Origin of the sequence: Burkholderia sp. Ap-955, assembly GCF_011753045.1 — a bacterium.
GTDB classification, from domain to species: Bacteria; Pseudomonadota; Gammaproteobacteria; order Burkholderiales; family Burkholderiaceae; genus Burkholderia; species Burkholderia lata_D.
The window spans coordinates 31,831-41,620 of sequence record NZ_VWWH01000067.1; the positions used below are offsets into that span (position 1 = coordinate 31,831).

Sequence of the window (9,790 nt, forward strand, 5' to 3'; positions counted from 1 at the left end):
GCACCGCCCGGGCAGGGCGGCATCAGGCATCGAACAGTTCCGCGAGGACGAGCGCAAGCCCGTCCGACCACTGCGGCCGATGCAATCCGAAACGCTCGTCGAACCGCGTATTGTCGAGCACCGAAAAGGTCGGACGCGGCGTCTTCGCCGGATACTCGGCTGCGGGGATCGGCTTCACTTCGCGGACAGACAGGCCTATCTGTGGGGACAGGCTTCTGGCGCCGGCAAAAATGGCTTCCGCGAACGCGTGCCAGGTCGTCGAGCCTTGCGCCGTCATGTGATAGAGGCCGCTCGCGAACAATTCCGCCCGCTGCTCGACGAGCGCTTTCGCCGCCGCGTGCGCGGTCAGGTCCGCAATCATGCGCGCGCTCGTCGGCGCGCCGAACTGATCGCTGACGACCGACAGGGTCTCGCGACTCGCACCCAGCCGAAGCATCGTGCGCAGGAAATTCTGGCCGCGCGACGCGTAGACCCACGACGTGCGGAACACGAGCCAGTCGCCGCCGGCTTCGGCGATCGCCTGTTCGCCGGCCAGCTTGCTCGCGCCGTAAACGTTCAGCGGGCGGACGTCGTCGCTCTCGGCATACGGCGTCTGCTTGCTCCCGTCGAACACATAGTCGGTCGAGAAGTGGATCAGCAATGCGCCACGCTTCCGGGTGGCACGCGCGAGCGCGCCCGCCGCATCGCGGTTGATTGCAAATGCAGAGTCGGGCTCGTCCTCGGCGCGATCCACCGCGGTATAGGCAGCCGCATTGACCACGAGATCGGGCGCGAGCGCGTCGACATATGCAGCGATGGCCGCCGCATCGCCGAGATCAACGACTTGACGTGTCGCGGCTACCACCTGGCCCAGCGGTTGCAGCGCACGCACGAGCTCCCATCCGACCTGCCCGTTCGCACCCGTCACGAGAATCTTCATGCGTAGGCCTCCAGATCCGCCAGCACGGTGCCGGCGAGATCCTTCGGTGCGATCACCGGAGCGCCGTCGAGCGGCCAGTCGATGCCAACGTGTGCGTCGTTCCAAAGCAGCACGCGCTCGAATTCGGGATACCAGAAATCGGTCGTCTTGTATTGAAACGTCGCCGCCTCGGACATCACCAGAAAGCCGTGCGCAAATCCGGCAGGCACCCACATCTGAAGGTGGTTTTCCGCGGACAGAACACTGCCAACCCATTTGCCGAACGTCGGCGAGGAACGACGCAGATCGACGGCGACGTCGAACACTTCGCCTTCGACGACGCGGACCAGCTTGCCCTGCGCATGGCGGACCTGATAGTGCATCCCGCGCAGCACGGACTTGACCGAGCGCGACTCGTTATCCTGAACGAACTCGACATCCGCAACCTGCTCACGGAATTCCCGCTGATTGAAGCTCTCGAGGAAATACCCGCGAGCGTCGCCGAAGACTTTGGGCTCGATCAGCTTGACGTCCGGAATTGCCGTGGAAGTTACCGTGATTGCCATAGAATCTTGTCCGTCAGTAGGTTCTTCAGATATTGCCCGTACGCGTTCTTGGCGAGAGGCGCGGCGAGCGTCAGCAGGCGCTCGGCATCGATCCAGCCCATTCGGTATGCAATCTCCTCCGGGCATGCCACCACGAGGCCTTGGCGCTTCTGCAGGGTCGCGATGAAAGCCGCGGCCTCCATCAGCGAATCGTGCGTGCCCGTGTCGAGCCATGCGTAGCCGCGCCCCATGATCTCCACTTGCAGCTTGCCTGCCGCGAGATAACGGGAATTGACGTCGGTGATTTCGAGCTCGCCGCGCGCTGACGGCTTGATGTCAGCCGCAATGTCGCACACGTCGTTGTCGTAGAAATAGAGACCGGTCACGGCGTAGCGGGAGCGCGGCTGGGCCGGCTTCTCCTCGATCGACATCGCGCGCATCTGGTCGTCGAATTCGACGATGCCGTAGCGCTCCGGATCCTGCACGTGATAGGCAAACACGGTCGCGCTGTCGGTACGCCCATTCGCCGCGTGAAGCTGCTTCGCGAGATCGTGACCGTGGAAGATGTTGTCGCCGAGCACCAGTGCGCTCGGATCGTTACCGATGAAATCCCGCCCGATGATGAACGCCTGCGCGAGCCCGTCGGGCGACGGCTGGACCGCGTACTGCAGGTTCATCCCCCACTTCGAGCCGTCGCCCAGCAACGCCTCGAAGCGCGGCGTGTCCGCCGGCGTCGAAATGACCAGCACGTCGCGAATTCCCGCGAGCATCAACGTCGAAAGCGGGTAGTAAATCATCGGCTTGTCGTACACCGGCAGCAGCTGCTTCGACACCGAGTGGGTAATCGGATACAGCCGCGTGCCCGAGCCGCCGGCGAGAATAATGCCTTTACGTGCCATCGATCAGATCCTCACGTGCGTTGCGCATAGTTCGTTTCGACCCACTTGCGGTAATCGCCGGACACGACCTCGTCCACCCATCCCTGATTGTCGAGATACCAGCGCACGGTCTTCGCGAGCCCGGTCTCGAACGTTTCGGCCGGCTTCCAGCCAAGCTCGCGCTCGAGCTTGCGCGCATCGATCGCATAGCGGCGATCATGGCCCGGGCGGTCCGTCACGTACGTGATCAGATCGCGGTACGAGCCCGTCGCCTTCGGCCGCGCCGCGTCGAGCAGATCACAGAGCGTGTGCACGACGTCGAGGTTCTTCTTCTCGTTCCAGCCGCCGATGTTGTACGTCTCGCCCGGCACGCCGCGCGCAAGCACTTCGCGGATCGCACTGCAGTGATCGCCGACGTACAGCCAGTCGCGCACGTTCTGGCCGTCGCCGTAGACCGGCAGCGGCTTGCCGGCGAGCGCATTTGCGATCATCAGCGGGATCAGTTTCTCCGGGAACTGGTACGGACCGTAGTTGTTCGAGCAGTTCGTTGTGAGCGTCGGCAGGCCGTACGTGTGATGATACGCACGCACCAGATGGTCGGAGCCGGCCTTTGTCGCCGAATAGGGGCTGTTCGGGGCGTAAGGCGTCGTTTCCGAGAACTGGGGGTCGGTCGCGGACAGCGACCCGAACACCTCGTCGGTCGACACGTGCAGGAAGCGGAATGCTGCCTTGTTCGCGTCGTTCAGGCCATTCCAGTACGTACGCGCTGCTTCGAGCAGCGTGAACGTGCCGACGACGTTGGTCTGCACGAAATCGGCCGGCCCGTGGATCGAGCGGTCGACGTGGCTCTCGGCGGCAAAATGGATCACGGCGCGCGGCCGATGCTCGGCAAACAGCGCATCGAGTGCCGCGCGATCGCAGATATCGACACGAGCGAACACATGATCCGGATTCCCGTCGAGCGGTGCCAGCGTCCGCAGATTGCCCGCATAGGTCAGCTTGTCGACGTTGAGCACGGCTTCGTCCGAGACGCCCATCCAGTCGAGTACAAAGTTGGCACCGATAAAACCCGCGCCGCCGGTAACCAGGATCATGAAACGTCCTCTAGTAATAATGTGCGGCGCGCCAGGCAGGCGCTCGTCGCACTTCTTGTCATGTCACAGTGGCCGAGTCTCGGCCGATCAGGCCCGGCATTTTAACCGGTCGTCATACCAGCAAAGTCACGAGATGTTAATTTCAGAGTGAAAATGTCAATTATAGGAATCCAGCCGGTGCCAACTCCATGCTGCTAACAACTTGATACAGCGCGAGGACCCTTTTCGCCACGAAGAATCGCATGCCTGGCGGGCCGCCCGATGTGGAACAGCCATGGCGCTACCTTATATTCATACGATTCTCCCCAGTTCACCCCGTTTCGGCACGATCTGACCCTCATGCTTCCCGCCCCCATCGCCATCGGCGACATCCAAGGCTGTCATTCCGCCTTCCAGTCTTTGTTAGAAAAGCTTTCAGCCCCCGCCGACACGCCCCTCTGGATCGCCGGCGACGTCGTCAACCGCGGCCCGGACTCCCTCGCCGCGCTGCGCGCACTCGTCGACCTCGGCCCGCGCGCGACCGTCGTGCTCGGCAATCACGACCTGCACCTGCTCGCGGTCTCCGCCGGCCTGCGCACCGAACGCCCGGGCGACACCATCGGCGAGATCCTCGACGCGCCCGACGCCGATGCGCTGCTCGACTGGGTCCGTCACCGCCCGTTCGTGCATGCGGAGAACGGGATGCTGCTCGTGCATGCGGGCGTGCTGCCGCAGTGGGATGCGACCCTCGTGCTGGAACTCGCCGACGAACTGCAGCGGGCACTGCGCGCGCCGGACTGGCGCGACACGCTGCAGCACCTGTACGGGAACGAACCGAACCAGTGGCATCCGAACCTGAAGAAACGCGACCGGATGCGGGTGGCATTCAATGCGTTCACGCGCGTACGCTTCTGCACGCCCGACGGTGCGATGGACTTCAAGGCGAACGGCGGCCCCGGCAGCGCGCCGCCTGGCTACCTGCCGTGGTTCGACGTACCGGGGCGCCGCACGGAGGACGTGACGGTCGTGTTCGGCCACTGGGCCGCGCTCGGCCTGATGGTGCGCGAGAACGTCATCGCGCTCGATTCAGGGTGTGTGTGGGGGAACCAGCTGTCGGCCGTACGGCTGACGGCCGATCCGGCGCAGCGCACGGTCACGCAGGTGCAATGCGAAGCGTGCCGCGCGCCGGGCGGAGAGTGATTAAAGGCTGACCCGCGTCGCCTGAACGCGCGTCAACCCTCACGCCCCGGCACGGGTGCGTCAGCCGCCTCGTCGCCTGCCGCACCGGCACCGAGTTCCGTCGCTGGATACGCATGCTTCTGCAATTCCGCGAGCGACTCGGCCGTCGGCTTGCCAACCTTCTCCTGCAGCTTTGCAAGCGCAGCCGCGATCGCATCGCGCGCCGCCGCGGACGTCGCCCGCCGGTCGCCGCCCGGCGCGATGGGTTCGCACACGTAAAGGTGCGCGACGAGCGGGCCGCCGCGCAACACCATGTCGAGCGACGTGCCGAGCGCCAGTTCGCCCGTGTAGGCCGGCGCGACCGACTGCCGCCGCTGCGCGTCCTCGTACATCAGGCAGATCGGCTGCACCGCGCAGCCGGCCGATACCGCGGCCTGGAACAGGTTCGCGTGGAACGGCAGCAGCTCCTGCCCGTCGGTCGTCGTCCCTTCCGGAAACACGCACATCAGCCCGCCGTTGCGCAGGCGCTCGGCCATCTCGTGCATGACGCGCATCGCCTCGGTGCGCTTCTCGCGCTGCAGGAACACGGTGTCGAGCTTCTCGGCGAGCCAGCCGACCACCGGCCACTGCCGCACCTCGGCCTTCGACACGAACGGCGTCGGCCGCCACGCGTTGACCGTGTAGATGTCGAGCCACGACACGTGATTGCCGACCACGAGCGCGCTCGCGTCGAGCCGCGCGCTGTCGTTATGGACGACGAGGCGCATCCCGCAGATCCGCAGCAGCTTGAGCGACCAGCGGCGTATCAGCTCGGCGCGGCGCGCGGGTGTGACGTGCGAAAAACGCAGCGCGACGATCGCCATGCCGCGCAACAGGTGAAAGACGAGACGCAGCTTGCGAATGGCAATCATGGCGATAGTCCGGCGTGGTTCAGTGGCGCTCGAACGCGACCCGCCCGGCCACGAGCGTCGCGCGCACGGTGGCCGGCAGTTCGTAGCCGAGGAACGGCGAGTTGTGGCCCTGGCTCTTCAGCGCCCGCGGCTCGACACGCCAGTGGGCACGCGGATCGAACACGCACAGGTCGGCCGCGCCGCCTTCGGCAAGGCGGCCGGCCGGCAGCTTCAGCACGTCGGCCGGTGCGGACGTGATGCGGCGCAGCGCCTGCGCAAGCGGCGTACGCGTCTCGTCGGCCCACTTCAGCGTCAGCGACAGCAGCAGCTCGAGCCCGGTCGCGCCCGGCGTCGCTTCGCCGAACGGCAGCAGCTTCTCGTCGTCGTCGACCGGCGTGTGGTCGGAGCAGATCGCATCGATCGTGCCGTCGGCGAGCGCCACGCGAATCGCTTCGCGATCGCGCTCGCTGCGCAGCGGCGGATCGAGCCGGAACTGCGAATCGAAGTAGCCGATGTCGACGTCGATCAGATGCAGGTGATTCACGCCGACGTCGCAGGTCACGGGCAGCCCCTCGGCCTTCGCCTCGCGCACGAGCGCGAGGCCGGCTGCCGACGACAGCCGCGCGAGGTGCACGCGTGCGCCCGTCACGCGCATCAGTTCGAAGATCGTGTGCAGCGCGATCGTCTCGGCCGCGACCGGCACGCCGGACAGCCCGAGCCGCGACGCCAGCGCACCGCTCGCGGCGACACCGCCGCGGCCGATGAAGGCGTCTTGCGGGCGCAGCCACGTGGTGTAGTCGTAGGTGCTCGCGTACTGCAGCGCACGCAGCAGCACCTGCGTGTCGCGCACCGGCACGTTGGCATGCGTGAAGCCGACGCAACCGGACTCGGTCAGCGCGACCATCTCGGTGATCACCTCACCCTTGAGGCCGACCGTCAGCGCGCCGAGCGGATGCACGTTCGCCTGGTGCAGGTTGCGCGCACGGAACTTGAGCATCTCGACGAGGCCCGGCTCGTCGAGCACGGGGTCGGTATCCGGCGGGCACACGAGGGTCGTGACACCGCCCGCGACGGCCGCGGCCATCTCGGACGCGAGCGTCGCCTTGTGTTCGTAGCCGGGCTCGCGCAGCCGCGCGCACAGGTCGACGAGGCCGGGCGCGACGATCAGGCCCGCCGCGTCGATCGTGTTGTCCGCGTTGAAACCGGCCGGCGCCGCCGTGCCGAGCGCGGCGATCTTGCCGTCCGCGACGAATACGTCGGCCCGCTGCTCGGTGCCGGCGACCGGGTCGATCAGCGTGCCGCCTTTGATATGAATCTTCATGCGCTGTCTGTGAATGCGTTGATTGCGTGAATAAGGAGGCGCGAAAGCGGGCTCAGTCGCTGTTGCCGGCGACGATGCCCATCACCGCCATCCGCACGGCGATGCCGAACGTGACCTGGTTGAGGATCACCGACTGCGGGCCATCGGCGACCTGCGAATCGATCTCGACGCCGCGGTTCATCGGGCCCGGGTGCATCACGATCGCGTCGGGCGCGGCGAGCGCGAGGCGCTCGGGCGTCAGGCCCCAGGTCTTGAAGTATTCCTGCGCGGACGGCAGCAGCGCGCCGCTCATCCGCTCGTTCTGCAGGCGCAGCATGATGATCACGTCGACGCCCTTCAGCCCTTCGTCGAGGTTGTGGAACACCTTCACGCCCATCTGCTCGAGACCGCCCGGCAGCAGCGTGCGCGGGCCGATCGCGCGCACTTCCGGCACGCCGAGCGTGGTGAGCGCGTGGATGTCGGAGCGCGCGACACGCGAATGCAGGATGTCGCCGACGATCGCCACGCGCAGCTTCGTGAAGTCGCGCTTGTAGTGACGGATCGTGTACATGTCGAGCAGGCCCTGCGTCGGGTGCGCATGGCGGCCGTCGCCGGCGTTGATCACGTGCACGTGCGGTGCGCAGTGCTCGGCGATCAGGTACGGCGCGCCGCTCGACGCGTGGCGCACGACGAACAGGTCGGCATGCATCGCCGACAGGTTGTTGATCGTGTCGAGCAGCGATTCGCCCTTGCTCGTCGACGACGCATTGATGTTCAGGTTCAGCACGTCGGCCGACAGGCGCGTCGCGGCGATCTCGAAGGTCGTGCGCGTGCGCGTCGAGTTCTCGAAGAACAGGTTGAACACGGACTTGCCGCGCAGCAGCGGCACCTTCTTCACTTCACGGTCCGTCACGCTGACGAACTGCTCGGCCGTATCGAGGATGTGGTTGACGATCGAGCGCGGCAGGCCCTCGATCGACAGCAGGTGCTTCAGTTCGCCGTTTTTCGTGAGCTGCGGGTTGCCCTTCAGGAAGCCGTAGCGGAACCGGTCGGGGCTCGCGGCCGCAGCGGGATTGCCGGTGCGGCCAGTGGTGTCGGTGGTCATGGTGTGCGTGATTCCAACTATGCAAACGGGCCGCGGTGCAAACCAGCGGCCCGGGATACGGTTCGCGTGTCGTTCAGGCGCCGTGCGCCTCGACGCGCAGCGTGAACTGCGCATCGTCGCGTGCGAGCACGAGCGTCGCGCCGGCCGGCACGTCGAGCGCGCCGCCCGCGAAGCGCGCGGCGACCGGCAGCTCGCGGCCGCCGCGATCGGCGAGCACCGCGAGCTCGACCGCGGCCGGACGGCCATAGTCGAACAGCTCGTTGAGTGCCGCGCGCACGGTGCGCCCGGTAAACAGCACGTCGTCGACGAGCACGATGCGCGCGCCGTCGACCTCGAACGGCAGCGACGTCGGGCTGGCCTGGCTGTGCAGCCCCTTCTTCGCGTAATCGTCGCGGTGCAGCGCGACGTTCACGACGCCGAACGCCGTCGCGCCGAGGTCGCGCGCGAGGCGCTCGGCAAGCCATGCGCCGCCGCTGTGAATGCCGGCGAGCCGCGGGCCGCCCGGTTCGGCGAAAGCCGTGCCGTACGCGGCGCGGATCTGGTCGAGCAGGACGCGGTAAAGCGCCTCGGCGTCAATGGTGCTCATGGTCGGACGATTGATCGAAATACTGTTGAAGGATGACGCGCGCGGCCTCGGCATCGAGCATGTCGGCCCGTGCGCGGCCGCGCACATTGCGCTCGCGCAGCCCGGCCTCGGCCTCGACCGACGAATAGCGCTCGTCGACCCACGTGACGGGCAGCCCGAAGCGGCCGTTCAGCTGGTTGCCGAAGCGCTTCGCCTGCTGCGTCATGTCGTGCGGCGTGCCGTCCGGATGCATCGGCAGGCCGACGACGAGCGCGTCCGGCCGCCATTCGGCCAGCAGGTCGCCGACCGCCTTGAAGCGGTGTTCGCGGTTCAGGTTCTGGATCACGACGAGCGCGCGGGCCGAGCGCGTCAGCGCATTGCCGACCGCGACGCCGATACGTTTTTCGCCGTAGTCGAACGCGAGGAACGTCGCATCGCGCGCACTCGCGCCACTCATGCGTGCCCTGCTTCGCCGGACAGCATCGACGAGCTGACGCCGAGCAGGCCGAGTGCGGCTTCGAAGCGCTCTTCGGCCGGCGTGTCGAACACGATGCGCGGATCGGCGGCCACGGTCAGCCAGCCGTTGCGGGAAATTTCTTCCTCGAGCTGCCCTGCCCCCCAGCCCGCATGGCCGAGCGTCAGCAGGAAGCGTTTCGGGCCGGTGCCCGTCGCGACCGCCTCCAGCACGTCCTTCGACGTGGTCATCTCCAGCCCGCCCTCGACGGACATCGACGAGTTGTAGCTCGCGCCCTCCACCGGCTCGTGCAGCACGAAACCGCGCTCGGTCTGGACCGGGCCGCCGAAGTACACCGGGATGTGCAGCAGCGGCTCGATGTCGAGCTTCAGGTCGATGCGGTTGAACAGCGATTCGAGGTCGATGTCGGTAGGACGATTGATGACGAGGCCGAGCGCACCGCGCTCGCTGTGATCGCAAAGATAGACCACCGTTCCCGAGAACGTCGGATCGGCCATGTTCGGCATGGCGATCAGGAACTGGTTGGTGAGATTGATGCGATCGGAAGGCTTTGACATGGTTTGAATTTTAGCAAAGACGCCGCGGCCTGACCGGGCCGCGATCAACAAGCAACGCCGCACCGCGCTGGCAACGGCGCGCACGGATCACACGGCACTCTAACACGCGCGCGGGCGCTGTCGGCAGCGTGTTGCGGGCCCGCGCGGCAAGGGCCGCCGGCGCGTGTTCGTCCCCTTGTTCGTCAGGCCCGTCCGAGCGCCGCGCCGAGCGCGCCGGACACCGCCGTGAGGTCCGGCGGCGCAACGCCGGCCGCAATCTTCAGCAGCGCCGCGCGCAGCATGTCGGACGCGTGGCCGTGTGCATCGAGGCCGCCGTCGGCGAGCG

The 9,790-nt window shown here is 66.7% G+C and carries 11 protein-coding genes; 1 reads left to right on the forward strand and 10 read right to left on the reverse strand.

The features are described 5' to 3' along the window. Nucleotides 1-22: 22 nt before the first annotated feature. Genes rfbD through rfbB form a run of 4 tightly spaced genes read right to left on the reverse strand, consistent with a single transcriptional unit; the run spans nt 23 to nt 3,415 of the window. Nucleotides 23-919, reverse strand: coding sequence for a dTDP-4-dehydrorhamnose reductase (gene rfbD / locus F3J15_RS27360; protein ID WP_166895136.1), 897 nt, complete (start codon nt 917-919; stop codon nt 23-25). Further along, a complete protein-coding gene (gene rfbC, locus F3J15_RS27365; protein WP_089445059.1) occupies nt 916-1,464 on the reverse strand; it encodes a dTDP-4-dehydrorhamnose 3,5-epimerase in 549 nt (182 codons plus the stop codon). Before rfbC ends, rfbD begins: the two co-directional genes overlap by 4 nt. Beyond that, complete coding sequence (gene rfbA, locus F3J15_RS27370; RefSeq protein ID WP_089445058.1) at nt 1,449-2,342, reverse strand: glucose-1-phosphate thymidylyltransferase RfbA; 894 nt, start codon at nt 2,340-2,342, stop codon at nt 1,449-1,451. The genes rfbC and rfbA overlap by 16 nt, the downstream gene beginning before the upstream one ends. A gap of 11 nt (nt 2,343-2,353) precedes the next feature. Continuing rightward, nucleotides 2,354-3,415: a dTDP-glucose 4,6-dehydratase gene (gene rfbB, locus F3J15_RS27375; RefSeq protein ID WP_089445057.1), complete on the reverse strand. Its 1,062-nt coding sequence runs from the start codon at nt 3,413-3,415 to the stop codon at nt 2,354-2,356. Nucleotides 3,416-3,754: 339 nt separating this feature from the next. On the opposite strand from rfbB, the gene F3J15_RS27380 reads away from it, so the two are divergent. Beyond that, nucleotides 3,755-4,594 carry a symmetrical bis(5'-nucleosyl)-tetraphosphatase gene (locus F3J15_RS27380; RefSeq protein ID WP_089445056.1) on the forward strand — a complete coding sequence of 280 codons (840 nt, stop codon included), beginning with the start codon at nt 3,755-3,757 and terminating at the stop codon, nt 4,592-4,594. A 32-nt stretch (nt 4,595-4,626) separates the two neighbouring features. Here F3J15_RS27380 and F3J15_RS27385 read toward each other — a convergent pair whose 3' ends face one another. From F3J15_RS27385 to F3J15_RS27410, 6 genes are all read right to left on the reverse strand, one after another. Next, nucleotides 4,627-5,484, reverse strand: a complete 858-nt coding sequence (locus tag F3J15_RS27385) for a lysophospholipid acyltransferase family protein (RefSeq protein ID WP_089445055.1) — start codon at nt 5,482-5,484, stop codon at nt 4,627-4,629. A 19-nt stretch (nt 5,485-5,503) separates the two neighbouring features. Further along, a complete protein-coding gene (locus F3J15_RS27390; protein WP_089445054.1) occupies nt 5,504-6,784 on the reverse strand; it encodes a dihydroorotase in 1,281 nt (426 codons plus the stop codon). A gap of 52 nt (nt 6,785-6,836) precedes the next feature. Continuing rightward, nucleotides 6,837-7,868 carry an aspartate carbamoyltransferase catalytic subunit gene (locus F3J15_RS27395; protein WP_006476735.1) on the reverse strand — a complete coding sequence of 344 codons (1,032 nt, stop codon included), beginning with the start codon at nt 7,866-7,868 and terminating at the stop codon, nt 6,837-6,839. 73 nt (nt 7,869-7,941) lie between these two features. Then, nucleotides 7,942-8,454, reverse strand: coding sequence for a bifunctional pyr operon transcriptional regulator/uracil phosphoribosyltransferase PyrR (pyrR, locus tag F3J15_RS27400; protein WP_089445053.1), 513 nt, complete (start codon nt 8,452-8,454; stop codon nt 7,942-7,944). Then, complete coding sequence (gene ruvX, locus F3J15_RS27405; protein WP_089445052.1) at nt 8,441-8,890, reverse strand: Holliday junction resolvase RuvX; 450 nt, start codon at nt 8,888-8,890, stop codon at nt 8,441-8,443. Before ruvX ends, pyrR begins: the two co-directional genes overlap by 14 nt. Beyond that, a complete protein-coding gene (locus F3J15_RS27410; RefSeq protein WP_011351143.1) occupies nt 8,887-9,465 on the reverse strand; it encodes a YqgE/AlgH family protein in 579 nt (192 codons plus the stop codon). Before F3J15_RS27410 ends, ruvX begins: the two co-directional genes overlap by 4 nt. Between the last annotated feature and the right edge of the window lie 325 nt (nt 9,466-9,790).

Bases quoted from the DNA above. Each gene is read 5' to 3' on its own strand.
- rfbD (WP_166895136.1), bottom strand. From the start codon at position 919: ATGAAGATTCTCGTGACGGGTGCGAACGGGCAGGTCGGATGGGAGCTC.
- rfbC (WP_089445059.1), bottom strand. From the start codon at position 1,464: ATGGCAATCACGGTAACTTCCACGGCAATTCCGGACGTCAAGCTGATC.
- rfbA (WP_089445058.1), bottom strand. From the start codon at position 2,342: ATGGCACGTAAAGGCATTATTCTCGCCGGCGGCTCGGGCACGCGGCTG.
- rfbB (WP_089445057.1), bottom strand. From the start codon at position 3,415: ATGATCCTGGTTACCGGCGGCGCGGGTTTTATCGGTGCCAACTTTGTA.
- F3J15_RS27380 (WP_089445056.1), top strand. From the start codon at position 3,755: ATGCTTCCCGCCCCCATCGCCATCGGCGACATCCAAGGCTGTCATTCC.
- F3J15_RS27385 (WP_089445055.1), bottom strand. From the start codon at position 5,484: ATGATTGCCATTCGCAAGCTGCGTCTCGTCTTTCACCTGTTGCGCGGC.
- F3J15_RS27390 (WP_089445054.1), bottom strand. From the start codon at position 6,784: ATGAAGATTCATATCAAAGGCGGCACGCTGATCGACCCGGTCGCCGGC.
- F3J15_RS27395 (WP_006476735.1), bottom strand. From the start codon at position 7,868: ATGACCACCGACACCACTGGCCGCACCGGCAATCCCGCTGCGGCCGCG.
- pyrR (WP_089445053.1), bottom strand. From the start codon at position 8,454: ATGAGCACCATTGACGCCGAGGCGCTTTACCGCGTCCTGCTCGACCAG.
- ruvX (WP_089445052.1), bottom strand. From the start codon at position 8,890: ATGAGTGGCGCGAGTGCGCGCGATGCGACGTTCCTCGCGTTCGACTAC.
- F3J15_RS27410 (WP_011351143.1), bottom strand. From the start codon at position 9,465: ATGTCAAAGCCTTCCGATCGCATCAATCTCACCAACCAGTTCCTGATC.